Here is a 23,644-nt window from a genome sequence, read left to right on the forward strand (position 1 = left end):
GCTGGGCACATGCAGGTGAACTCTGAACAAATCCCGGTGACCGAGAGCGATAGCGACCCGACGGCGGAGGCTACCCAGCGCGCAGCTGCCGGGAGCAGCTCTACGGTTGCGGCCGGCGTCGGGCAACGAAACGGTGACGCCGAAAAGGCCGCTGCCCTGCGTCGGATGAAATCGGTGGCGCTGGCGCTCCTGATTGTGATGGCGGTGGTTTTCACCGCTGCTTTCGCCTTGCAGAGGCAGTATCCGTGGCTGGAATATGTGCGGGCAGCTGCGGAGGGCGGCATGGTGGGAGCATTGGCCGACTGGTTCGCCGTCACTGCGCTGTTCAAATACCCCATGGGCCTGAAAATCCCGCACACGGCCATCATTCCGCGACGCAAGGACCAGATCGGCGCCTCGCTCGGGGAATTCGTGGAGACCAACTTCCTGTCCGAGCAGGTGGTCCAGGAGAAGCTCGCGAGCATCGACATCGCCCGGAAAGCCGGCAAGTGGCTCGCTTCCCCCGGCGGCCCGGAGCGTGTCGCAAAGGAAGGTTCCGCACTGATCCGCGGAGCGTTCACCGTGCTGAACGACGACGACGTCCAGGCAGTGATCGAGGGCATGGTCCGCAAGCACCTGCTCACTCCGCCATGGGGACCGCCCGTGGGCCGGATGGCCGAACGGATCTTTGCCGACGGCCACCACCACAAGCTGGTCGATCTGTTGGTTGACCGTGCGGCGGATTGGGTGGAAGCGAACCACTCTACGGTGAACCGGCTCGTGTCCGACCGTTCACCCCTCTGGGTTCCGTCCTTCGTGGACGACATCGTTGGCGACAGGGTCTACAACGAAATCGCCAAGTTCGTCCGGGCGGTACAGCAGGATCCCGACCATCAAGTGCGCCAATCGATCGACACATACCTCGGCGATCTTGCCCAGGATCTTCAGCACGATCCCGCAATGATTGCCCGGGCCGAGGCAATCAAGACCCAGGTCCTCGGTGATCCCGAGGTCCGCGAACTCGCTTCCCGCACGTGGGGCACCATCAAGGACGCGCTGCTCACCGCCGTCGACGATCCCGACAGCGAACTGACACAGCGTTTCAAGAGTGCCGTCCGGGACTTCGGTTCACGGCTTGTCAACGACGACGAGCTCGCGGGAAAGGTCAATGCCTGGATCGGTGACGCCGCCGGGTACCTCGTCAAAACCTATCGCTCCGATATCGCGGGGGTCATCACGGACACCGTCGCACGCTGGGATGCCGAGGAAACCTCGCAAAAGATCGAACTCCAGGTGGGTAAGGACCTGCAATACATCCGCATCAACGGCACCGTGGTGGGATCACTGGCCGGGCTCGCGATCTTCACTGTGGCGCACTTGGTTTTCGGCTGACGCTGGTCCGGTCGGGCAGACAGCAAGGGACATGCCCGGTGGAGGAGAACCTTCAGCCCAGGAAACGAATCCGCTGGCCGGGGCGGGCTTGTCCCAACAAGTCCAGATCCGTGCGACGCACCACGGCAATCACGGGGTAGCCACCCGTCACGGGATGATCAGCCAGGAATACCGTGGGAAGGCCCGACGGCGGCACTTGCAGTGCACCGAGCACCATGCCTTCGCTGGGCAGCTCTTCGAGCCGGGTCTGGGTGAGCGGTCGGCCCACCAGCCGGGCACCGATCCTGTTCGACTCGGGCGACAGAGTCCATTCCTGGCTGACAAGGCGGCGCCAGGAGTCGTCGTCGAACCAGGCTGCCCGGGGGCCGCGGTCCACTCGGGCTGTGATGGCGCGCCCAGGATCAGGAGCGCGGCGGACGGCAGGGAGGGCATACGCATTGTTGAGGGTGCCCATGCCCGCACTGGCCCCAGATCCCGGTCCGGGAACGGAACCCATACCGGAAACCAGGCCGTTGCCCGCGGAAACATGCCCGATTCCCAACTGCCCACCCGATTTCAACGGCGCGGGGCCTTCACCGGAGAGTATGTCCGTGCTGCTTGAACCGAGGAGCTTGGGCGCGTCGATTCCGCCCTGTACAGCCAGGTAATACCGCAGTCCGAACACTGGAGCAGCGAAGTCCAGCACCGCACCCGGTGCCACGCGGATGGCTTGGTTCAGCGGAATCTCGGCGCCGTTGAGTGTGACGATTCCCTCAGCGCCTGCCACCGCGACCGTCGACGCTGTGACGAACCTCAAGCGAAGCCCGCCAAGCAATATCTCCAATCCGGCCGCTTCTGTAGGATTCCCCACCAGCAAATTGGCAAGCCGGAGTGATTGCCGGTCGAGGGCGCCGGAAGGGCTCAGCCCCAACGAAGCCCAGCCCGGCCTGCCAAGGTCTTCCACCACGGTGAGTGGGCCGGGGTTCACCACTACGATCCCCATCAGCCCTCCACGAATCGGACCAGGTCACCCGGCCGGATCAGCGCTGGCTCGGCTTTGGACGCGTCCCACAGTGCCGCCGTCGTGGTTCCGATCAACTGCCAACCGCCTGGAGAGGATCGCGGGTAGACGCCGCTGAACTCGCCTGCGAGGCCAACAGAGCCGGCCGGCACGGCAGTGCGCGGTGTGTTCCGACGCGAAACGCGGAGCAGCTCATGCGTCGTGACCAGGTACACGAAGCCGGGCGCGAAGCCGGAAAAGGCGGCCGTCCACTCCGAGCCCGTGTGAAGCTTGACCACTTCGGGCTCGCTCATGCCGAGGAACTGTGCCGTCTCGGCGAGGTCGGGGCCGCCGTAGGAGACCTCGATGGTGACCTCACGGCCGGAGCCGGCAACGTCGTATGCCGGTTCCGCGGACTCCAGCCAGTCGCGGACGTCGGAGGGACGGATCGTCCAGGGATCGAAGGTGACGAGGACGGTGCGGGCGGCGGGCACGACGTCGATGATCCCCAGCGGCGTTGGAAGGCCAGCCGACGCGCCGGCGCCGGTCAGCCCGCGGTAGTACGCGACGACTGCGGTCAGTTCCGGCAGTTCCACCAAGAAAGCGCTGTCGCCGCAGGGCAGAAGGATCCGCTCAGGCGAAGGACTCAATCTCCACACCAGCTTCCTCAAGGCCAGCGCGCACCGCCGCAGCCAGCTCAACAGCACCCGGAGTGTCGCCATGAATGCACAACGAATCGGGCTTCACCCGCACCACTGTGCCGTCCACCGCCAGCACCTCGCCCCGCACTGCAAAGCGTACGGCCCGCTCGACTACCGCGGCGGCGTCGTGCACCACTGCGCCTTCCTGCGAGCGCGGCACCAAGGTGCCGTCCGGCAGGTAGCCGCGGTCCACGAAAGCCTCCCGGAAGACCGGGTGCCCGGATTCTTCGGCGAGGCGCAGCAACGCCGAGCCCGGCAAGCCGAGGACAGGAAGCCCGGGATCGTAGGCGTGAATCGCCGCCACCACGGCTTCGGCCTGCTCGACGTCCTGGACGATCCTGTTGTACAAGGCGCCGTGGGGTTTGACGTAGTCCACGGAGGCGCCCACCGCGTGCGCCATGCCGTCCAGGGCACCGAGCTGGTACAGAACGTCGCCAAAGAGCTCATCGAAGGACATGTCCATCGCTCGGCGCCCGAAGCCGTGCAGGTCCCGGTAGCCGACGTGGGCGCCGACCCTGACGTCGAGCTCGAAGGCGGCACGGCAGCTGTCCAGCATGGTCACCGGATCCCCGGCATGGAAGCCGCACGCGACGTTGGCGCTGCTGACAATCCGGAACATTGAGGCGTCGTTTCCCATGGTCCAGGAGCCGAACGACTCCCCCGAATCAGCGTTGAGATCCACTATTGCCGCCTTCCAGCGCGTTCTGGCGGGCGGCTGGAAGCAGCTCGCCCGGAATGATGTCCGGCATGGGACCGAATGCTTCCCTCGCCGAGGCCGCTACGGCACGGCCCATGACGCGGTTTCCGACTCCGCCCACCACGGCCCCCACGCCGAAAGGCAGGGCACGGCCGAGGAAGGCGGCGCCTTGGCGCTGGACGAGGCGCTTGAGGAAGGCGCGTTGGATGGCGTCGCGAATGACCCCGAATCCTCCGCCGGGCAGCTTTTTGGTGAGGGTCTTGCCCCAGGCCTGCGTGACGCCTTTGCCTTTGCCGAGCGATTGTCCACTCAGCGCACCCAGCAGGGCGGTGCCTTCTTCTCCGAGCATGATGGCCATGACCATGGTTCGTGCACGGTCCGGATCCGTTAGGCGGATGCCGTGGAGCTCGGCCAGGGAAGCGGCATAAAGCGCGGTTCCTTCCAGGAAGCCGATGGTGGCAAGCGCGGACAGGCCTAGCGAGGCTGCCGTACCGATACCGGGCACGACGGCGGTTGCCCCGACGGCGGCACCCCCGCCGGTGACCGCGGCGAGGTAGTCCCTCTCCAGCTTGGCGGCCAGCTGCGCCGCCGTGGCTTGCGGGTATTTGCGCTGCAAGCGACGCAGGTTCGCCAGGACAAGGGGACGTTGGACCTCGACAGCCCGAAGGAGCACGTTGTGGACACCGGGCTTGGCATTGCCGCTGGCGTCGAACATGGCGTTGTGGGCCGTTTCCTGCGCAATCTTTACTGCCTGGTTGGGTCGCTTTGCCATTCTTCACCTCTGCATTCAGCCGTTGGATTCGTTCGGTAGTTCCTTGGCCTAGCCTAGGCCACACGCCCCCTCCCCGGCGTAGACTTTAAGGCGTTCGCGGGAACAGTCCAACGAAGGACAGGAAGCATCCGGAATGAACAAGGCACCAGATCCCAACGAAGTCCGCCATCACAGCGACGCCCCTGCCGAAGGGGAAACGGAGGGTTGGGTGTCGCACGATACCGGCCTTCATAGCCAGGAACCTGCCGAAGGGCCGGATACCGACGACGCCCCCGCGTAGTAGCGTTCAGCCTGCGAAATCGGGGGCCCGAAAGTGGCTTCGCACGGATTACTCGTCCCTCCCGGGGATACTCAACCGGGCCAATTGTTGGCGCGCGTCCTCGACGAACTGCACGCTTTGGAGAAGCACGACGCCGCGAGCTTCCGCGCCGTCCGACGCAGGATTTCCGCGGAAATCGCCACGATGGACGCCGCCGTCGTCTTCAATCTCGCCGAAGGACTCGTACAAGCGGGCTTTGACTGGGAGGGATGGGAGTTCATCAATTCGCATCGGGCAGCTTTCGCTGAGCTGACGCCGGCCCGGCTTGAATACTTGGGACAAGGCATCGCTACGTGGGGCCAGGCCGATGCCTTCGCGGCCGACTTGGTGGGGCCGGCGTGGCGCGAAGGACTCATCTCGGACGCCGACGTCGACCGCTGGGCGCGGAGCCCGGACCGTTGGTGGCGGCGCATAGCCCTTGTCTCCACTACCGTCCTCAATACGAGATCACGCTGGGGAACGGGTGATACGCAACGGACGCTCGCCGTCGTCGGTATCTTGATCAACGATCGCGACGACACTGTGGTCAAGGCGGTCAGCTGGGCGTTGCGGTCCTTGGTGCCATGGGATCCGCGCGCCGTCCGCACCTTCCTTGAAATGCATGAGACTGAGCTTGCCGCCCGCGTGAAGCGCGAGGTGCGGACCAAGTTGGAGACCGGGCTGAAATCGCGCCGACGCAGCGTTCATGGCGCGGAACTTTCCAAATGAAGCCTCCACTGTTCTTGGGGGTGGTGCCATGCACATAGCCTTCATCTGTCTGCCTGCCGCGGGCCATGTGAACCCGACGTTGCCAGTGGTCGCCGAGCTGGTTCGCAGAGGCCACAGGGTCACCTATGCGACGTCGGCGAAGTACGCGAAAGCGGTCGAATCTGCCGGCGCCGCGTTCTTTCCCAGTGGAGAGGACCTGGCGGCCTTCCTCCCGCCGCGCGAGCGTTCCGCTGAAGGTGGTCCGCCCCCGGGAGAGGGCGGCCCTGCGCCGTCACCGATGACGGGGATGTTTGCCGGAATGCCGTCCGGAATGATGTCCGGACTGCTTGAGCGGATTCTCAAGGGCGCACGGGAGGAATTCCCGGCGTTGCTGGCCCGTCTGGCCGAGGACCCGCCGGACGGGGTGGCTTACGACGCCATGACGCTCTCGGGGAAGATGGCTGCGGCGAAGTTGGCGTTGCCCGATATTGCGTTGCTTCCGAGCTATGCCACCAATGAGCATTTCTCCATGCGGGATCTCATGCCCGGCCCGCCGTCGCCGGGGATGGTCGAGGCCTGGAAACAGGTAAGCCAACGGATCAACGATTTCGCCGCGGAGCATGGCGTGGGTCATCTGCAATTCATGGGAGGCCCTCCTGCGTCGCTGAACATCTCCTTCATCCCGAGGGAATTCCAGCCCTCGGGAGAAACATTCGATGGCAGGTTCCACTTCGTGGGTCCTTGCCTCGGCCTGCGGGGCAACGAGGAAGCCTGGCAGCCCCGGGAGAAGGACAGGCCTTTGTTGTTCGTCTCGCTGGGCACCACGCCGTTGAATGACCGGCCGGACTTCTTCCGAATGTGCTTGGAAGGATTTGCAGGCACAGCCTGGCAAGTGGCCATGGCAATCGGCGAGCGCGTCGAGGAGTCCGAGCTGGGGGATGTCCCGGATAACGTTGAGGTACGGCCCTTCTTTCCGCAGCTTGAAGTCCTTCCCCACGCCGATGCGTTCCTTTCCCACACTGGGATGAACTCGACCATGGAGTCGCTCTATTTCGGAGTGCCGTTGGTAGCTTTCCCGCTTCAGCCCGAACAGGGAGCCAATGCGCGCCGGGTGGAGGACCTGGGACTCGGGCGCCGTCTCCCCCTTGAGGGGCTCTCCCCCGAGCTGATCCGGGAAACGGTCCTTGAAGTCAGCGGCGACCAGGCGATCCTGGACAATCTTGAAGCGATGAGTGCCCGTGTCCGCGGTTCCGGCGGAGCCCCCGCAGCCGCCGACGCCATCGAAGACTTCCTGCGCGGCCGCACCGTCCGCCTTCCAGCGCCGCCCGATGCTGTGTAGCGTGTAGCCATCATCGCGACGGGAGGGCCTGATGCGCTGGATCAATGCTCCCGCGGGTATGCCGTGGAACAACCCGTGGCCGCACGACATGGTGATCAGCGTCGAGGACCGCTCCCTGCCGCTGAACGAGCTTCTGTTCATCCGGCACGCTTGGGGCTTGGCCTCCGACGCCGACATTCCGGCACTCTCACCCCGTCCTGATCCGGGGACCTCACGGACCCCTGGTTCGGCGAGCGCCGCCGAGTGGGAGGGCAGGTGGCAAACTGCCTGGAAGCGCGCCTGGGACTGGTACGAGATCAGGGAACGGACCGCGGAAAACAGGCCCACACCCGAGGTGATCCGGCAGGTCACCCGGCCGGGTCAACCGCTCCACCCGTTCATTCCCCCATTGTGGAGTTCTGAGTACGGCAGCGAGGGCGTGGACCAGGCGGCTTTCCAAGCCTGGCACAATTCCCTGGTCCCTACAGTTCCGCCGACTGCGGAACGCGATAGCCTGCAGGCCTTGATTCCGGCCTGGGAGAGCGGCCTGGAGGAGATCATCGTTCTCCCCTACGCCGACTTCTACGCCAAACGCATCAGCCGGCGGCAACTAGTTGTTTCGGCGGTGACGCGGAGCGAGCCCGCGAGCTACAGCCGGGCATTGGCGGTCCGGCTAGCCGAGGGCAGCTAAGTCAGCGCGGACCCCGCAGACATTCGGTCCGACCCTGTGTAGCGTGTAGCCAACATCCGCGCAACGCCTGCTGCAAGGCCCAGGAAGGACACCGTCACATGGCCGCTGGATCCAAGGAAGACCCCTGGAAGCTCACCACCCCGCCAGGCTCCTCCGACTACACGATGTATCGGGACGAAGCGAGTGACCCGCCGGCGATCGTTTGCCAGGTGGGATCCACCACCCTCAAATACCATTTGAGGGCCGTCGAGGACCTGCATGCGTGGCTACTCCAGCAAGGCGATTGGGTGCCACTCGGGGCCGCCGACGAGAACAAGCCCGCCGCCGAAGGCACAGTTGAGGCCTGGGGCCGCGACGACGGCAATCCGGTGGGCGGTTGGTACGGCTTGCGCAAGGGATACCGCGGCCGTTTCGGTATGTACATGCCACCGCTCCTGGAGGCTCTTGGCCTCGCAGAACTCACCCATGAGAAGCGGAACAACAGCATGCGGGGCATAGCGCCGAAGTAGGGAGCGAAGCAGGCGGGGTTCGACGACGGCGCGGAGCCGCCGTCGTCGTGCGCGTCTCGGCTGGGTTCGGCACCCAACCGCCCCGCCGCGTCCTGCTGGATCCGTGCGGCTTTGGAGGAATAGTCCGCGATGACGCGGAGTTCCTCACTGGGTCTATCGCCACCACATCGACTGGGATGCAGAGGAAACGGCCCGGGCGCCGAAGTTCGCTCTGGCAAAGCACCCCCTGCGCCACTCGGGAATCAGCCGTTGGGATAGGCCTGTGCGATCAGTTTCCCGCGGAGCACGGCGATCTGGGCGTACATGTCGTGTACAAGATAGAGATCGCGACGCCGGGTCCACGGCTGTCCCGACTGCGGATCATAGGTGCCAGGCATGTCGATGCCTTGGGGTGCGAAAGCGTCCATCCCGCGGTCTTGGGTGGTCTGGACACAGCGCTTAATGTGGTCCCGGAATCCAACAATGCCGGCGATCCCCGAAGGCTGAGAGGCGCGCAGCTCCTTGACCTGGGCTGCAACGCCGTCCGTGCTCAGATACACAATGGTGCCGTCCGCCGAAATGACCGGTTCAATCGAGGTCACCCCGCTCATGTGGTACTTGGACTCGAGGAACCTGGCGATTTCCCACTGGGCAAAGACGGGAACGTTGCGCCTCGCCCGCACCTTCGCAACCGTGTCCGCGAGGGCTTCGTTGACCGGGCCAGGCTCGTAGAGCACGCGGCTGGGATCTCCGCCACCTGCCGGCCGTCGGTTGCCGAAACCATAGGCGATGATGAAATCAATGCTCTCGACCGGCTTGGTTGGCGGATGCCAGTTGAATCCGATGTCTTCAAGGTGGGGCTCCACGACGGCGGCGGTGGCACGGTCGTCCAGTTCACCTTCCAAAGCGTCCAACATAGTGCGTGTCAGCTTGGCATCCTTACCCTTCCCGGAAGAGTCCGCGAGGGCCGGAGTAGTGGTGAGCAGCGGTGCCGCCGCGGTCAGCAAGGCAGCGGAGGCGAATGTTCGTCGATCCATGGGAAGGGTCCTTTTCCAGAGAGGTCTCCGGAGACCGTATCTACGTCCCGTGAATCAGGAATGAACCGTTCCCGAATAACTCCGAAACCGCTGTGCCCCACCCACCGGCCGCCATTTGTGCATCCACTGCTGAGTAACTGTCGTTCTGGACCCTCAGAACGACAGTTACGGAGCAATCGATGGGGGCCGGTTAGACCCGCGCGCTCCCGATCACGGGAAGTCCGGCCGTCGGGAAAAGGCTCGGGAAGACCGACGGCGCGGGGACCGGCACGTCGTCGAGGGGCACAGTGACCGTCTCGACGCCGACGACGACCCGCTGCCCGCGCACGCTGACCTCCAAAGGCGCGGCATCTTCCAGAGGCGCGGCACCGGCGTCGGGCGCTGAACCTGATGCTGCATCCAGAACCAGCGCAAGGCTGATGGACCCCGGGCGCAGCTCGACGGACAGGAGCCGCCCGCGGATCTTGAGCCGGAAGGACAGGCTGTCCCACTCGGCCGGCAGCCGCGGATCGAAGTGCGGGACCTGGCCCTGGTCCCGCATGCCGGCGAACCCGCACACCAACGAACTCCAGATGCCGCCGGTGGACGCGATGTGCACGCCGTCAACGGTGTTGCCGTGCGTGTTGTCCAGGTCGATGAACAATGCCTCGGTGAAGTGCTTGAGCGCGACGTCGGAGTAGCCCACCTCGGCCGCCATGATGCCCTGCACGCAGGCGGACAAGGTGGAGTCGCCGGTGGTGATGGGATCGTAGAAGTCGAATGCGCGCTGCTTTTCCTCGGCCGTGAAGTCCTGCCACTGCAGGAACATCGCCAGTACCGTGTCCGCTTGCTTGAGGACTTGGTGCCGGTAGATCACCAGCGGGTGGAAGTTGAGCAGAAGCGGGTACTTGGAGCGCGGCGTGGACCAGTCCCACGGCTCCAGGGTCATGAAGTCGTTGTCCTGGCTGTAGATCTCCATGTCCGGATCGTAGGGTAGGGACATGCGCGCGGCGGCCTGTTGCCACACCATCCGCTCGGTATCCGGGACGTCCGGGTGTTCCAGTGCCGCGGCGGCTCGCAGATTAAAGCGGGCCATGACATTCGTGTAGAGGTTGTCGTTGACCACAGCCGTGTACTCGTCGGGGCCGGTGACGCCGTGGATGTGGAACAATCCGTCTTTGCCGAAGAAGCCCAGCGAAGCCCACATCCGAGCCGTCTCGATCAACAGATCGGCGCCCACTTCGGCGCGGAAGCTGACGTCGCCGCTTGCCCATTGGTAGCGGTTGGCGGCGAACGCGATGGCCGCAGCGATATGGAACTGTGCGGTGCCGGCGGCGTAGTACGCGCTAGCCTCGAGTCCGTTGATGGTGCGCCAGGGGAACAGTGCACCTTCGACCGTCAGCTCCTTGGCCCTGATTCGCGCCTCGGGAAGCATGGCGTGGCGGGATTCCAGCACTTGGCGGGCGGCGCCCGGGTTGGTGTACGTCAGGTACGGCAGCAGGTACACCTCCTGGTCCCAGAAGTAGTGGCCCTCATAGCCGGAGCCGCTGACGCCCTTGGCCGGGATGCCGGCGACGCCGGCACGCGCGGTGGCCTGGGCAAGCTGGAACAGGCTCCACCGCACGGCCTGCTGCTGTTCTGGCTGGCCACCAATAGTGATATCCGCAGTGGACCAGTAATCCCGGTAGTGGGCCGCGCCTTCGGCCAGGAGCGCGTCGAACGGCACGAGTCCCAATTCGGCGTCGGACGCGAGGATCTCGCCGGGCTCTGCTGAGTTTGCGTCGGCGGTGTTCACGACGTAGCTGACGCTCTTCTCCAAGCGGAACGTTTCGCCCTCATTCACGGCCATGACGTAGCGGACCGTGGACTCGTCCTCCCCCACCACCGTTTCGAAGGGCTGGCCTTCTGCGGAAATCCAGTGGTCCACGGCCATGCCGATGCGCTGCCGGGATTCGGCGGTTTCCCAGGCCATGCGCAGGGATCCGTCGGAGCCCTGGAGGTGGAGCGGGAGCAACACACGGCCGGCGTGGCGGCCTGAGCGGCGGGGGTCGTGGGCCGAGTGGTCCTCCACAGGCTGGTCCTGCCGATTGATCACGAGCGACGTGATGTCCGCAGACACCTGGCGGTCTGCGGTGAGGCGCAGCTCGATTCCAAGGGAACCCCTGGAATCGATCCCGACGGCGCGGCGCTCCAGCGTAGTGACCATGGCGCCTGAACGGCATTCCCAGGTGATGGCGCATTCGTAGACGCCCGTGGCGAAGTCGATGCTGCGGCGGTAATTCTGCACCGTTGACTCGGTGAGGCTCAGCTGCTCGCCGTCGATGACGACGTTGAAGTTGTTGGCATCCGGAACGTAGACGATCCTTTGTCCCGTGCGGGCGAAGCCATAGGCGTTCTCGGCGTGCTTGATGTCCCACGTTTCGTGGAAACCGTTGATGAACGTGCCGGGGAGTTCGGCGTCCGCCCCAGCCCAGTGGGCCCCGCGGATGCCCAGGTGGCCGTTGCCGAGGCTGAAGAGGGTTTCGAGCGTGCCGGCGTCACCGGGAACGTGGATGCTCTCCACGAGCTTCCACGGTTCGCAGGGGAAGCGCAGCCTGTCGGAGCTGATGAGTGCCATGGACTGTTGGGTTCCTTCTGTTTCTGGTGAAACGGCTTGATTAGAGGAGTTCGTCGAGGTCGTCGACCACGAACGTTGCACCGGCGTCGAGCAGGGTCTGGTGGCCGGCCCCACGGTCCACCCCGATCACCGCGCGGAAGTTGCCGGCGCTCCCGGCCTGCACGCCGGACACGGCGTCCTCGACAACGACGCAGCCCTCGGCGGGTACGTCCAGCAGCGCGGCGGCGTAACGGAACGTGGCAGGATCCGGCTTGCCGGGGAGCCCGACGGCGGCCGCCACCTGGCCGTCGACCACCACCGGGAAGTAGCCATCGAGTCCGGCCGCCTTCAGGACGGCGGGCGCGTTGCGCGAAGAAGACACGACGGCGAGCTTGAGTCCCAGCTCCAAGGCTGCGTGGATGAAGCGGACAGAGCCTGCGTAAGGCTCGACGCCGTGAGAATCCACGATCTCGTTGAAGATCCGGTTCTTGCGGTTGCCCAGGCCCTGCACGCTCGTGTTGGCCGGATCGTCGTCGGTAGGTCCTTCCGGCAACGTGATTCCGCGGGAGGTGAGGAAGTCCCGTACTCCATCGAAGCGCGGCTTGCCGTCGATGTGGTCGAAGTAGTCGCTCTCCTGGTAGCCGTCCGGATGCCCGGTTTCCGCCAGGTAGCCGTCGAAGAGTTCCTGCCAAGCCTGCTCATGCACGACGGCGGTCGGCGTCAGCACGCCGTCGAGGTCGAAAAGGAGCGCAGTAGCGCCCGTCCAGGCGGTCTTCTGGGTTGCTCGGGTGTCAGTCATGATGTGGAGTAGTCCGTTCAGCGCTGGCGGCGCGTGGTTTTGCGTTCAATGAGTTTCGTGTCAAGAAAGTGGTTGGAGGGTTCGTTGGGGGCGTCGGCGTTCTGGAGCCGGTCCACCAGCAGGTTGGCAGCGAAGGCACCTTGGTCGGCCACCGGCTGTGCCACTGTACTTAGGCCAAGGAACCAGCTCATGGGGTGGTCGTCGATTCCAATCACGGAGACATTCTTCGGTGCGGACAGTCCGTGCTCGCGCATGGCCATCAAAGCTCCGAAAGCCGCCTCGTCGCAGTCCGCAAAGACCGCCGTTGGAAGGCTCCGGTGGGCGATGAGTTCGTTCATGGCCTTGCGGCCGCCGTCGATGGTGGAATCCGAGTTGATGACCAAGTCCGGATGAACGGTCAGGTGATGGTCTTTCAATGCCCGGCTGAATCCCTTGAGCCTGTCGCTGGACGTCAACACTGAGTTCTCTTGGGTTTCTCGGCCGGAAAGCACCGCCAGATCCCAATGGCCCAGCCCCAGCAGGTGCGAGGTGGCTTGCCAAGCCGCGAGTTCGTCGTCGATCCCTACGTTATCCCACGGTACGGAAGTCATCCCCACGCTCGCAACTGCAAGGCCGGACGCGGCCAGGAGGGCAACCTCGGACTCACTCAAATCGACGTTGAGGAGCAGCACGCCGTCCACGCGTTGGGACAGGCCAAGGAGATCGCCGAAGATCTTCCGCTTGACGCTCGACTTGCCGCGCAGGCTGATCAGGACGGTGTCGAAACCGCTGTCTCCGAACACCTCCTCGGCCGCTTCAACGGCCTGGGCGAAGAACCAGGCCGTGGCAGTGGGAGCGATGATGGCGATGGAACCGGTATTTCCGCCGGCCAGCCGGGCTGCCGCCGAAGATGCCTTGTAGCCGAGCTTGGCGGCGGCGTCGGCCACTTTGGATTGCGCTTTTTCGGACACGTTCGGCAGGTTCCGCAGGGCGCGTGAAACGGTGCAGATGGACAAGCCCGAGAGGACCGCAACGTCCTGGATTGTCACGCGGTGAGCCTTAACCATTCAACACGGCCTCAACCCTTTCATCTTCTGGATTTAGCAGCACATCCTTGCACCGCCGAAGAAGAGTGTAAGCGCTTACAATTTTGGCAATCAAGAGTTGTTTTTCAGCGCCCTCGAATGTGACGCGGACCTCACCTCAGCGGAGGACGTAAAAGCGTAGAAACGCGCTGACATCCGCCATCTCCCGGGGCTCGATCCGGTGGCCCATGCCGGGGTAGGTCCTCGCGGTCAGAGCCATATTCTTGTTGAGCCATTCCTCGGTGTGCTCAATGGCATCACTGAAGATCACGGGATCGGCTTTGTCCCTGCCCCAGAAGAACGGCGGCGGGGAGTCGAAGGATTCGCTGAGGGCCAGAAGGTCGTTATCCAGCACGAATCCGGAGAGGCCCACGGTCGCTTTGAAGCCTTCCGGACGAAGCCGCAGAAGCGTACTCGCCATGGCCATGCCTTGTGAATAGCCAAGGAGGCTCACGCTGCTGTGGTTGCGCTTGACCGAGTCAATCCAGGCGAACACCTTGTTGGTGGCGGTGATGACGTCCGCAAAGTCGTTGGCGAGGAAGTAGTCAAGCAAGAACCAACCGTAATGGTCCCCGATCGCCATAGGCCCACGGAGCGCGGCGCAGGTGAATTCACCGGGAAGCTGGGGAAAGAGATTCACCATTCGCTGCTCGTCCGTGCCATACCCGTGCATCATCACGAGGAGCGGCGTCCCTGCGCGCTCGTTTTCCGGCTTGGACCAGACGACTGTTTCCATGGGAAGAGCCTATGCGCCCTATCTCCATTGCCCGCGAGCTCGCGCTCAACGGCAGCCCTGCGTTGGCCTCTCCGCCCCGCGTAGACTCTCTTTCGCGAGCTTCACGACGCCGAGCAGGCTGCAAAAGGAGAAGGACATGACGGGCAACTTCATCGCGAGTTCAACCATCACGATCCATGCAAGCGCCGATCGGGTGTGGTCGGTGCTCACCGACCCCCAGGCCATCAAGGAGTTCATGTTCGGGACAGATGTTCTCACCAACTGGTCGGTTGGCGGACCGATTGCCTGGCGGGGGGTCTGGAAGGGCAAAGAGTATGAGGACAAAGGTGTCATCCTCGAATCCGAGCCCAGGAAGCGGCTGGTATACACCCATTTCAGTCCGCTGTCCGGCCAAGACGATGCCCCGGAGAACTACCACACGCTGACGTGGACTTTGGAGCCGGGAGACGGGCTGACCAAGCTGACCTTGGCGCAGGACAACAACGCCAGCGCGGATGAAGCGGCGCATTCGAAGGCCATGTGGGACAGCCTCGTGGAGAGCGTGAAGAGAATCGCGGAGCGCAGCTAGCGAAGTCCCTTACGCTTCGAAGTGGGAGGCCGGCGTTTCGTTAGTCAAGGATTGGAGGAGGGACTCCGCAACATCCCTCAGCTTCTGGTTCCTGCCGTTCGAGGCCTTGCTCAGAATTCTGAAGGCCTCTTCCTGACTGCATCTGTTCTGGCCCATGATCACGCCGGTGGCCAGATCGATGGCGGTCCGGGAACGCATGGCCTGCTCGAGGTCTTCTGCACGTTGTTGCCTGGCACCGATCCGAACCGCCAGTCTCAGTGCTTTTTCCGCTTGGCTTGCGAATAGTTCGCAGCTGCGGATGGAGGCTTCATCGAAGGCATCGCGCTGCCGGGCGAAAAGGTTGATCGCAGCCGTCGCGCCCTCTTCCAAGCCTAACGGGACGCAAAGCACGGCCAGGTGGCCGCGTTCCGCGATGGTGGTGCAGTAGTCAGGCCATTGCGAGTTCCTGGATGTATCTGAAATGAGTACAGTTTTCCCCGTTCTCATCGCTTCCAGGCAAGGTCCGTCTCCGTAGGCTTGCTGCACCTCGTCAATGAGCCGGGCCTCGTGGTTGTTTCCCGCGACTGTCATCGATCGGCGGCGTCGGCTCAACGTGACACCGCACAATACGTCCTGCTCGCGCGCGGCGGACACTGAGGACGCAGTGAAGATCGCAAGGTCTTCGAGGAAGCCACTGACGTCTTCACTGTCGATGATCAGATCCTGGAGTTGCCCCACCACCGAGGCATTCAGGCCCATTTCGTCCATGATTCAGTCTAGGAGCAGAAGCGCGGCAATGGCGGAAACAGGCGTGCGATAAATCGTCCACCACATGGACAAACGCTCTCACGGTCTTGCGCGCCGGGAATACAGAGTGCAGAATTCTTCTACAGTCCGTGCAGAACTCCGGACAAAGGGCCGAGCCTTCGGCCTGTTTTCGCTCAAGCAGCCGGGCGCCATTTCACTCAACGTGAAGGTGCTGCCTGATGAGCAAATGCCTGTTACCGGCGCGGAGCTAGTCGATGTCGACCCTCTCCGAATCCGCTATACCCCATGAACCACACCAGCCCCGGGCTGCCCGCCTTTGGTGTGCCGTTTGCGGAACAGACAAGCACCTGATCATCGAATCCATCCAGGCCCAGACTCCAAGGTCTTCCCAACAGCTTGCCGTGTTTTACACGTGCACTTCTTGCGGGTTTTCCTATAGCCACGCAGCCACTGTCCAGCAGGCGGGGGCCATCCTGAATCGTCGGGGGATTCAGGATGGCCTCCTGGAGTTCGGAAGCCACTATTTCCACTGCGGTGAACCCCTCCATGAAGTGAAAACCGCACTGCGAAGCTTCAAGGCACCGCAGACGGGCAGGCCCCGATCGCGCAGCTCTCCCCCGGAAGCCCATCTCCACATCAAGGTCTTGAGATGCAGTTGCGGGTTCGAGTTGGAAATTCCTGCTTAGCCAACGACATGCAGCATTACCCGAAGGAAGCACTATGAAGCTTGAAAGTACACAGCAGCGACGACCCAAAGACGACTCCCGGAAAGATTCGGATGGGCTGGACCAAGAGAGGAACAAGAACCGGCACGAAACGGACTCCTCTCACCAGTCCCGCTTGCCTGACCCTCCCGACCCGGACAACCTCCCCATCGACTACCCCGGTCACCGGGAGATCGAGTGGCCGTAGGGAACCCTCCGGTCCGGCGCTAGGGCTGCTAGCCCCTCAACAAAACCCAAACAAACCCAAACCAACCCAATATCTTTGTTTATGTTGTTTTCTGTTGACAGACCAACATGAACAAAGATAGAGTCAAGCAATTCCACATCATGTGATCACAGTCACTGGTGTACCTAGAGCTTGTACGCGATGGAGGGTATGTGTTTGCCGAGGAGCGCCAACAGCTGATCTCCGAGCTCGTCGCCGAGCGTGGACGGGTCAGCGTCACGGACCTTGCGGATCGATTCAGCATCACCACGGAGACCGTCCGCCGTGACCTCGCTGCCCTCGAATCCGCCGGCAGTCTTCGCCGCGTCCACGGCGGGGCAGTTCCGTCGGACCGCCTCAGCACCCGCGAGGAAAGCGTGGTTGAGCGGGCCATCCAGCGCCAACCGGAAAAGCTCCGCATCGCCGAGGCCGCCCTCGCCCTCATCCCCGAGAACGCGGCCGGCAGCATCCTGATCGACGCCGGCTCCACCACCGAGGCCCTCGCCCGCTTGCTGGACCAGCGCACCGCGCAGCGCACGGCGTCCTCCAACGGGAACGCCCCGCGGGAAGAACTGGTGGTTATCACCCACGCCATCCCCATTGCCGGACGCCTTTCCGGCAACCCCCACATCGGCCTCCAGATCCTGGGCGGCCGCGTCCGCGGCCTCACCCAGGCCGCCGTCGGGCAGTCCACGGTCGAGGCCGCTTCCCGGCTCCGCCCGGACATCGCCTTCGTCGGCGCCAACGGTATCCACGCCACGTTCGGGCTCAGCACCCCTGACCCCGAAGAAGCCGCCGTCAAGGCCGCCTTCGTCACGTCCGCACGGCGCGTCGTCGTCCTCGCGGATTCCTCCAAGCTGGACGCGGAAACCCTCGTCCAGTTCGCCGCCCTTAAAGATGTGGACACCGTGATTACTGACCACGAACCCTCTGAAGAGCTCTCCGCCGCTTTGGCCGAGGCCGGCGTCGACGTGGTGATCGCATGATCGTCACCCTGACCGCCAACCCGAGCCTGGACCGCACAGTAGAGCTCCCGGCCCCCTTGGCCCGCGGCGAGGTGCAACGCGCCGTCGCTGTACACCAGCATTCCGGTGGCAAGGGCGTCAATGTCTCCCGGGCCCTGGTCGCCTCGGGCCTGGACACCGTCGCCGTCCTGCCGGGCGGGGATTCCGATCCCGTCCTCGCCGGACTGCTCGACGACGGCGTCCCCTACGCAGCGCTTCCCATCAGCGCGCCGCTGCGCAGCAACGTGACGCTCACCGAACCGGACGGCGTCACCACCAAGATCAACGAACCCGGCCCGGAGTTGAGCCTGGACGAGCAGGAAGCCCTGATCGGGCTGCTGCTGGACCGCTCCCGTGGCGCGAGCTGGGTGGTACTCGCTGGATCGCTCCCACCAGGAGTTCCGGCGGATTTTTACGCCACGGTCGCCCGCCGGATCCGTTCCACGCACGACGATCCTGCAAACGGCAGACCGCCGCTTATAGCGATCGATTCCTCCGGCGCCCCGCTGGTTGCCGCCATCAGTGGCGATTCACTCGGCAACATCAGCGGCAAACCCGATCTCCTGAAGCCCAACGCGGAAGAACTGGCCGAACTGGCCGCCGCAGCCGGCCTCACAGACGTCCACACGGCTGACGAACTGGAAGCGGATCCGGGCCTTGCCGCCAGGGCCGCCGCCGCCGTCGTCGGCAGGGGTGTGGGTGCAGTACTCGCAACACTCGGTTCCAAGGGCGCCGTCCTGGTAACCGCCGACGGCGCGTGGTTCGCCACGCATCCGCCGATCCAAGCCGTCAGCACAGTTGGTGCCGGCGATTCATCCCTTGCTGGCTATCTGCTGGCCGCCACCAACGGCGGAACCTCGCAGGACTGCCTCCGTCAGGCTGTGGCACATGGTGCCGCCGCTGCTTCGCTGCCGGGCTCCACTGTCCCGGCGGTCCACCAAACAACTCCCGACGCCGTTACCATCACGGCCCTTCAGAAGGACTAACAGTGACCCAGCTCATCACCCCCCAACTGGTCTCCCTTGACCAGAACCTCGGCGATTCCCCCGCCGATGTCATCCGCTTCCTGGCAGGCAAGGTTGCCGCAGCCGGGCGCGCCTCCGAGGTTGAAGGGCTCTTCGCGGACGCCTTCGCCCGCGAGCAGAAGACTGCCACAGGCGTACCCGGCGGCATCGCCATCCCGCACTGCCGCTCAATCGCAGTGACCGAACCCGCCCTGGCGATGGCCCGGCTCTCCCAGAAAGTGGACTTCGGTGCCAAGGACGGCCCCGCGGACATCATCTTCTTCATCGCTGCCCCGGAAGGAGCGGACCAGGAGCACCTGAAACTGCTCTCCAAGCTGGCCCGTTCCCTCATCAAGAAGGACTTCACGGCGGCCCTCCGCGCGGCTGCCACCGAGCAGGACATTGTCGACCTGGTTGAAGGCGCGCTGGCCGACAAGCCGGCTGCGCATGCGGCAGAATCGGCAGCACCCGGCGCCGAGGCACCGGCTTCGGCCCGTGCCGCTTCGTCGGCTGGCCCCAGGCGCATCGTCGCCGTCACGGCCTGCCCCACCGGCATCGCCCACACCTACATGGCAGCCGACTCCCTCGTGGCTGCCGCCAAGGAGATGGGCGTCGACCTCCAGGTGGAAACCCAGGGCTCGGGTGGATTCACCGCGTTGGACCCGGCTGTCATTGCCGCGGCTGACGCCGTGATCTTCGCAGTAGACGTCGATGTCCGCGGCAAGGAACGCTTCGCCGGCAAGCCGGTCATCAACGCGCCGGTCAAGCGTGGCATTGACGAGCCGGCCAAGATGGTTCACGAAGCCATTGCCGCCGCCTCCGACCCGCACGCCCACCGCGTTCCGCACTTCGGCGCCGAAGAGAACGCCGAACACGCATCAGAGGCCGCCAGCGAGCACTTCGGCACCAAGGTCAAGAAGGTCCTGCTGACCGGTGTCAGCTACATGATCCCGTTCGTCGCCGGCGGTGGCCTGCTCATTGCCTTGGGCTTCCTCCTGGGCGGTTACGAGATTGCCGGTGCCGCCGACAAGATCCTCGGAGCGAACACGCTTGGCAACCTGCCCACCGATTTCCCCGCGCACGCTTGGGGCCCACTGGGCGCATACCTAGGCGCCGTGCTGTTCAAGATCGGCGCATTGTCCCTTGGCTTCCTCGTCCCCGCCTTGGCGGGTTACATCGCTTACGGCATCGCGGACCGGCCCGGCATCGCTCCTGGTTTTGTCTCCGGCGCTGTTGCCGGCTACATGGGCGCAGGCTTCCTGGGCGGTCTGGTAGGCGGCCTGCTGGCTGGTGTCACGGCACACTGGATCGGCACCTTCAAGGTTCCGCGCTGGCTGCGCGGCCTCATGCCCGTGGTGATCATCCCGCTCGCGGCCTCGATCGTTGCATCCGGGCTCATGTTCCTGGTTCTCGGCGGCCCCATCGCTGCAATCACCAAGGGCCTCAACGCGTGGCTCTCCGGCATGACCGGCGTTTCTGCCATCGTTCTGGGCATCATCCTTGGCCTCATGATGTGCTTCGACCTGGGCGGTCCCGTCAACAAGGTTGCCTACTCCTTCGCCGTGGCCGGTCTCGGAGCCGGAAGCGTAGCCAACCAGGCTCCGTGGCAGATCATGGCCGCCGTCATGGCAGCCGGCATGGTGCCCCCGTTGGCCATGGCACTGGCAACCGTGCTCAACAAGAAGGGCTTCAGCCTGGCCGAGCGTGAAAACGGCAAGGCCGCCTGGCTGCTGGGGGCTTCCTTCATCTCGGAAGGGGCGATTCCGTTCGCCGCTGCAGACCCGCTGCGTGTCATCCCCGCCAGCATGGTTGGCGGCGCAGTGACAGGCGCCTTGAGCATGGCGTTCGGGGTCACCTCGCAGGCTCCCCACGGCGGAATCTTCGTCTTCTTCGCCATGAACAACTTCCTGTTGTTCTTCGCCGCGATCGCAGTCGGCGTGGTCATCACCGCCCTGGTCCTGCTCGCGCTCAAGCGTTGGGCAGTCCGGACGCCGGTTGAGGCGGAGCAAGCTCCTGTTCCGGTCGCAGCCTGACCCCACCGTCAGTAAGCAAATAGAGGACTAATCCATGCAGACCTTTTCAGGTGTAGGCGTTGCCCCCGGGCGTGTTCTGGGGCCGGTGCGGCAGATGCCGAAGCCGGTTCAAGAGCCTTCAGCGCAGCTGTCCCGAGCAGCCAATATTCCTGCGGACGTAACCGTCGAATCGCAGGGCCAGCGCATCAAGGATGCCGCCAAGGCCGTGCAGGCGGAACTCCGTGCCCGAGCCGCCACAGCGTCCGGCGAAGGCAAAGAGGTCCTGGAAGCAACCGCCCTGATGGCCGCCGATCCCATGCTGGTGAAATCGGCCATCAGGCTCCTCTCCCCCGAGGCTCCGGGCGGCGCACGTACCGCCGAACGGGCCATCTGGGAGGCAGCTGCCACGGTTGCAGACTCGTTGAAGGCCCTCGGCGGCTACATGGCAGAGCGCGTGGCCGACGTCCTGGACGTCCGCGCCCGCATCGTCTCTGAACTGCGCGGGCTGCCCGCGCCGGGGATCCCGGCGTCGGACGTTCCGTTCATCCTGGCCGCCGAGGACCTCGCCCCGGCAGACACCGCCACCCTGGACCCCGCCAAGGTGATCGCGCTGATCACCTCAAGCGGCGGCCCGCAGTCCCACACCGCCATCCTGGCCCGCGCCCTCGGGCTTCCCGCGATCGTCGCCGCCCCGGGGGTCGACGAGATCCGGGACGGCACCGAGGTCTACCTCGACGGCGCCGCCGGCACCATCACTGTTGACCCCGGCGAAGAACTCCGCCTTGCGGCCAAGGCTTGGGCCAACCAGGCGTCTACGATTGCCGCCTTCAGCGGGAGCAACGTCATGGCCGACGGGTTCCGGGTTCCGCTGCTCGCCAACGTCGGTACGGGCGCCGACGCGGTCAAAGCCGCCGACGCCGGCGCCGAGGGCGTCGGTCTGCTGCGCACCGAATTCTGTTTCCTTGATCGCGACGACGAACCCACCGTCGAGGAACAGATTGCCGCCTACGGCGCCGTCTTCGCCGCGTTCCCGGGCAAGAAGGTAGTGGTCCGCACCCTCGACGCCGGCGCTGACAAGCCCCTGCCGTTCCTCACCAACGCGGACGAGCCCAACCCTGCGCTGGGTGTCCGCGGGTACCGCACCGACCTCACCTCCCCCGGGGTCCTCGAACGCCAGCTGGCGGCGATCGCGGCAGCTGAGATCAACAACCAGGCAGAAGTGTGGGTCATGGCACCCATGATCTCCACGGCCGAGGAAGCCGCGCATTTCGCAGCCCTCTGCTCAGCCGCCGGATTGAAGACCCCCGGCGTCATGGTCGAAGTCCCGTCAGCTGCCCTGACCGCCGCCTCCGTGCTGCGCGAAGTCAGCTTCGCCTCGCTCGGAACCAACGACCTCACCCAGTACGCCATGGCCGCGGACCGCCAACTCGGCCCGCTGGCCGCGCTCAATGATCCCTGGCAGCCCGCCGTGCTGCAGCTCGTGAAGCTGACCGCCGACGGCGCTGCTGCCGCCAGCCCGGGTGGCACCGCCCGGCCTGTGGGAGTGTGCGGCGAGGCAGCCGCGGACCCCGCCCTCGCCGTCGTACTCGTTGGACTGGGCGTCGCGACGCTTTCCATGAGTGCACGCGCCCTGGCGGCCGTTTCCGCTGTCCTGGCAACCGTCACCGTGGCACAGGCCCAACAGCTCGCGACCGCGGCGCTGGCCGCCCCGAGTGCATCCGCCGCGCGCAAAGCCGTTCGCGCCCAGCTGCCTATCCTGGACGAGCTGGGTCTCTAGACTTTCCCCAAGCCCACAATCGAAGGAGCAACAATGTCCGAACGTACCGCCACCATCGCCAGCCGCGTCGGCCTGCACGCCCGCCCGGCAGCCATCTTCGCCGAAGCCGCCGGCGAGCTGGACATCGAGGTCACCATCGCCCGCGAAGGCGAGCCCGCCGACGACGCCATGGACGCCGCCAGCATCCTGTCCCTCATGAGCCTTGGAGCGTCATTCGGCGACGTCGTCGTGCTGCGCGCCGAAGGTGCCGGGGCCGACGAAGCCCTGGACCGTCTCGTGAAGATCCTCGAAACGGACCACGACGCCGAGTAACCCCACTGAGCATGCTCTCCTTTGGCACTCAGGGATGGACATATTCCTAATTTGTCCATCCCTCGCAGCCAACGGGGAGCATGCTCATTGTTAGTTCAGGGCAGATTATTCAGGTAGGCCGCAATTTCCGACTCGGTGGCCTTGAGCTGTTCGAGTTCACCGGCAAGGAAACCCTCGACGACGCGCGGATCGACGTAGGCCGCCCTCGCCACCGTGGGCGTGTTGCCGAGCAGTCCGGCGGTTTGCTTGATCGCCTCGAGGACTCGTTGGCGGGCCGGCACTTTCGATCCGCCAACGAGCGCCATGCCGGCTGCCGCGGTCCCTTTCCACGTGCGGAAGTCCTTGGCCGTATAGTCGCCGCCGGTGAGGTGGCGAAGGTACTCGTTGACCATCGCGGCATTCAGGCAGACGCTGCCCTCACCCTCATGGAAGACCAGCAGGGACTCCTTGCCGGGCCTGCCCGCCAAGGGTCCGAGGAATCGGGCCAGCACAGGGTCCTCGATGGTGGAATCCCAGGTTTGACCGCTTTTCCCGGGGAAATGCAGGGAAACCGTATCCCCGCTGACCTTCACGTGCTTGCACCTGAGCGTGGTGAGCCCATATGAGCCGTTGCTGCGCGTGTAGCCATCAGATCCAACGCGTAAGGCACCGAGATCCATGAGCCGCACGGCCGCTGCCAAGGTTTTGGTCTTCTCCGAAGCTGACTCCCGCAGATGCCGGGAGACCATACGGCGCGCCTGCGGCAGGAGGGCCCCGAGCCGCGCAGCCCGGGCGAACTTTTCAATATCCTGGCGGGCACGCCATTCCGGGTGGTAGATGTATTGGCTCCGGCCGGCGTCGTCCACTCCCATTGCCTGGATGTGCCCGTTCTCGAACGGACATATCCAGACATCGGACCACGCAGGAGGAATCGCCAGCGAGTCAAGGCGCTTGCGCTCCCAACCCGCGATAAGCGATCCGTCCGGATGGTAGTAGCTGAATCCGCGGCCGGACCTTCGCCGGGAAATGCCGGGAGTGCCGGGTTTGCTGCGGCGGAGCCGTGGCATGCCTGCCGCC

At 64.8% G+C, this 23,644-nt stretch carries 24 protein-coding genes; 13 read left to right on the plus strand and 11 right to left on the minus strand.

Going from position 1 to position 23,644, the window contains the following annotated elements; genetic code table 11:
• Positions 1–9: 9 nt before the first annotated feature.
• A complete protein-coding gene (locus ACSVHC_RS09845; protein ID WP_437772142.1) occupies positions 10–1,371 on the plus strand; it encodes a DUF445 domain-containing protein in 1,362 nt (453 codons plus the stop codon).
• A gap of 52 nt (positions 1,372–1,423) precedes the next feature.
• On the opposite strand, the gene ACSVHC_RS09850 is transcribed toward ACSVHC_RS09845, so the two are convergent.
• From ACSVHC_RS09850 to ACSVHC_RS09865, 4 genes are read right to left on the minus strand one after another with little or no spacing between them, the layout of a single operon-like run.
• Complete coding sequence (locus ACSVHC_RS09850) at positions 1,424–2,353, minus strand: 5-oxoprolinase subunit C family protein (protein ID WP_437772141.1); 930 nt, start codon at positions 2,351–2,353, stop codon at positions 1,424–1,426.
• Positions 2,353–3,000, minus strand: coding sequence for a 5-oxoprolinase subunit PxpB (pxpB, locus tag ACSVHC_RS09855; RefSeq protein ID WP_437772140.1), 648 nt, complete (start codon positions 2,998–3,000; stop codon positions 2,353–2,355). The genes ACSVHC_RS09850 and pxpB overlap by 1 nt, the downstream gene beginning before the upstream one ends.
• Positions 2,984–3,733, minus strand: coding sequence for a LamB/YcsF family protein (locus tag ACSVHC_RS09860; protein WP_437772139.1), 750 nt, complete (start codon positions 3,731–3,733; stop codon positions 2,984–2,986). Before ACSVHC_RS09860 ends, pxpB begins: the two co-directional genes overlap by 17 nt.
• On the minus strand, positions 3,717–4,520 hold the full coding sequence (locus ACSVHC_RS09865; RefSeq protein WP_437772138.1) for a hypothetical protein: 804 nt from the start codon (positions 4,518–4,520) through the stop codon (positions 3,717–3,719). Before ACSVHC_RS09865 ends, ACSVHC_RS09860 begins: the two co-directional genes overlap by 17 nt.
• Positions 4,521–4,653: 133 nt before the next feature.
• Here ACSVHC_RS09865 and ACSVHC_RS09870 point away from each other — a divergent pair, with 133 nt between their 5' ends.
• The 5 genes from ACSVHC_RS09870 (at position 4,654) to ACSVHC_RS09890 (ending at position 8,044) form a co-directional block, all read left to right on the plus strand.
• Complete coding sequence (locus ACSVHC_RS09870) at positions 4,654–4,800, plus strand: hypothetical protein (RefSeq protein WP_306960266.1); 147 nt, start codon at positions 4,654–4,656, stop codon at positions 4,798–4,800.
• 33 nt (positions 4,801–4,833) lie between these two features.
• The gene (locus tag ACSVHC_RS09875) at positions 4,834–5,547 is read left to right on the plus strand and encodes a DNA alkylation repair protein (protein ID WP_439180908.1); all 714 of its coding nucleotides are present in this window, start codon (positions 4,834–4,836) and stop codon (positions 5,545–5,547) included.
• A 28-nt stretch (positions 5,548–5,575) separates the two neighbouring features.
• On the plus strand, positions 5,576–6,865 hold the full coding sequence (locus tag ACSVHC_RS09880) for a macrolide family glycosyltransferase (RefSeq protein WP_439180909.1): 1,290 nt from the start codon (positions 5,576–5,578) through the stop codon (positions 6,863–6,865).
• 31 nt (positions 6,866–6,896) lie between these two features.
• Positions 6,897–7,535: a hypothetical protein gene (locus ACSVHC_RS09885; RefSeq protein WP_437772135.1), complete on the plus strand. Its 639-nt coding sequence runs from the start codon at positions 6,897–6,899 to the stop codon at positions 7,533–7,535.
• Positions 7,536–7,633: 98 nt separating this feature from the next.
• Complete coding sequence (locus ACSVHC_RS09890; RefSeq protein ID WP_439180910.1) at positions 7,634–8,044, plus strand: DUF6855 family protein; 411 nt, start codon at positions 7,634–7,636, stop codon at positions 8,042–8,044.
• Positions 8,045–8,286: 242 nt separating this feature from the next.
• On the opposite strand, the gene ACSVHC_RS09895 is transcribed toward ACSVHC_RS09890, so the two are convergent.
• The 5 genes from ACSVHC_RS09895 to ACSVHC_RS09915 all read right to left on the minus strand — a co-directional run bounded on the left by ACSVHC_RS09895 (position 8,287) and on the right by ACSVHC_RS09915 (position 14,234).
• Positions 8,287–9,060, minus strand: coding sequence for a hypothetical protein (locus ACSVHC_RS09895; protein WP_437772133.1), 774 nt, complete (start codon positions 9,058–9,060; stop codon positions 8,287–8,289).
• 190 nt (positions 9,061–9,250) lie between these two features.
• Complete coding sequence (locus tag ACSVHC_RS09900) at positions 9,251–11,656, minus strand: glycoside hydrolase family 65 protein (RefSeq protein ID WP_437772132.1); 2,406 nt, start codon at positions 11,654–11,656, stop codon at positions 9,251–9,253.
• A gap of 40 nt (positions 11,657–11,696) precedes the next feature.
• Positions 11,697–12,434 (minus strand): HAD family hydrolase, encoded by a 738-nt coding sequence (locus tag ACSVHC_RS09905; protein ID WP_437772131.1) that lies wholly within the window; start codon positions 12,432–12,434, stop codon positions 11,697–11,699.
• A gap of 17 nt (positions 12,435–12,451) precedes the next feature.
• Positions 12,452–13,462, minus strand: a complete 1,011-nt coding sequence (locus ACSVHC_RS09910) for a LacI family DNA-binding transcriptional regulator (protein ID WP_437772130.1) — start codon at positions 13,460–13,462, stop codon at positions 12,452–12,454.
• Between the two features lie 154 nt (positions 13,463–13,616).
• The gene (locus ACSVHC_RS09915; RefSeq protein WP_437772129.1) at positions 13,617–14,234 is read right to left on the minus strand and encodes an alpha/beta hydrolase; all 618 of its coding nucleotides are present in this window, start codon (positions 14,232–14,234) and stop codon (positions 13,617–13,619) included.
• 136 nt (positions 14,235–14,370) lie between these two features.
• Here ACSVHC_RS09915 and ACSVHC_RS09920 point away from each other — a divergent pair, with 136 nt between their 5' ends.
• Positions 14,371–14,802 (plus strand): SRPBCC domain-containing protein, encoded by a 432-nt coding sequence (locus tag ACSVHC_RS09920; protein ID WP_437772128.1) that lies wholly within the window; start codon positions 14,371–14,373, stop codon positions 14,800–14,802.
• A 9-nt stretch (positions 14,803–14,811) separates the two neighbouring features.
• On the opposite strand, the gene ACSVHC_RS09925 is transcribed toward ACSVHC_RS09920, so the two are convergent.
• Positions 14,812–15,549, minus strand: a complete 738-nt coding sequence (locus ACSVHC_RS09925) for an ANTAR domain-containing protein (RefSeq protein ID WP_437772127.1) — start codon at positions 15,547–15,549, stop codon at positions 14,812–14,814.
• Between the two features lie 720 nt (positions 15,550–16,269).
• Between ACSVHC_RS09925 and ACSVHC_RS09930 the strand changes: the two genes are divergently transcribed.
• From ACSVHC_RS09930 to ACSVHC_RS09955, 6 genes are all read left to right on the plus strand, one after another.
• Complete coding sequence (locus tag ACSVHC_RS09930; protein WP_437772126.1) at positions 16,270–16,461, plus strand: hypothetical protein; 192 nt, start codon at positions 16,270–16,272, stop codon at positions 16,459–16,461.
• A 191-nt stretch (positions 16,462–16,652) separates the two neighbouring features.
• The gene (locus tag ACSVHC_RS09935; protein WP_437772125.1) at positions 16,653–17,465 is read left to right on the plus strand and encodes a DeoR/GlpR family DNA-binding transcription regulator; all 813 of its coding nucleotides are present in this window, start codon (positions 16,653–16,655) and stop codon (positions 17,463–17,465) included.
• Positions 17,462–18,469 (plus strand): 1-phosphofructokinase family hexose kinase, encoded by a 1,008-nt coding sequence (locus tag ACSVHC_RS09940; RefSeq protein ID WP_437772124.1) that lies wholly within the window; start codon positions 17,462–17,464, stop codon positions 18,467–18,469. The genes ACSVHC_RS09935 and ACSVHC_RS09940 overlap by 4 nt, the downstream gene beginning before the upstream one ends.
• 2 nt (positions 18,470–18,471) lie before the next feature.
• Complete coding sequence (locus ACSVHC_RS09945) at positions 18,472–20,520, plus strand: PTS fructose transporter subunit IIABC (protein WP_437772123.1); 2,049 nt, start codon at positions 18,472–18,474, stop codon at positions 20,518–20,520.
• Positions 20,521–20,554: 34 nt separating this feature from the next.
• Entirely contained in the window at positions 20,555–22,276 is a 1,722-nt protein-coding gene (ptsP, locus tag ACSVHC_RS09950) for a phosphoenolpyruvate--protein phosphotransferase (RefSeq protein ID WP_439180911.1), read from the plus strand.
• 33 nt (positions 22,277–22,309) lie between these two features.
• The gene (locus ACSVHC_RS09955; protein WP_059388405.1) at positions 22,310–22,588 is read left to right on the plus strand and encodes an HPr family phosphocarrier protein; all 279 of its coding nucleotides are present in this window, start codon (positions 22,310–22,312) and stop codon (positions 22,586–22,588) included.
• A 95-nt stretch (positions 22,589–22,683) separates the two neighbouring features.
• Here the strand turns inward: ACSVHC_RS09955 and ACSVHC_RS09960 are convergent, their stop codons facing one another.
• Positions 22,684–23,634 carry a DNA topoisomerase IB gene (locus ACSVHC_RS09960; protein WP_437772121.1) on the minus strand — a complete coding sequence of 317 codons (951 nt, stop codon included), beginning with the start codon at positions 23,632–23,634 and terminating at the stop codon, positions 22,684–22,686.
• Between the last annotated feature and the right edge of the window lie 10 nt (positions 23,635–23,644).

This window comes from Arthrobacter sp. KNU-44 (assembly GCF_051843155.1).
Classification (GTDB): Bacteria; Actinomycetota; Actinomycetes; order Actinomycetales; family Micrococcaceae; genus Arthrobacter.